Raw genomic sequence first — 317 nt, 5'->3', positions numbered from 1 at the left:
TCCGCCTCGAACGCCGGATTTAAATGCTTTTATTGAATCGTTCCACAGTAATATCGATCGGGATTTATTCCGCAAAGAGGCCTTCGACACGTTCGAAGAGGCCTATGAAGCCGTGGACCGGTACATGGACTTCTACAACAATCGCAGAATGCATACAAGCCTTCGGAACATGCCGCCAGCTACCTTTGCGGAATGGGTCTTGACCTTAGAAGACCGCTCCCGCTTCTTCTGGCCGAGAGAAAAAGCGAAATAAAGAGCATATCTACGACAAGTACCGATTTTATACGGAGGACTCCGGGATAAGGGGGTCGCACCGA

Annotated in this window: 1 protein-coding gene; it reads left to right on the top strand. The window is 49.8% G+C overall.

The annotated features are described in order from the left end of the window. The coding region (locus tag C173_RS21685; RefSeq protein ID WP_155991608.1) for an integrase core domain-containing protein at window positions 1-253 on the top strand (253 nt) is incomplete at its 5' end. Window positions 254-317 lie beyond the last annotated feature (64 nt).

The sequence above is a fragment of the Paenibacillus sp. FSL R7-277 genome, from assembly GCF_000517965.1.
GTDB classification, from domain to species: domain Bacteria; phylum Bacillota; class Bacilli; order Paenibacillales; family Paenibacillaceae; genus Paenibacillus_AQ; species Paenibacillus_AQ silagei.
This window is presented reverse-complemented; position numbering and strand designations above follow the sequence as displayed.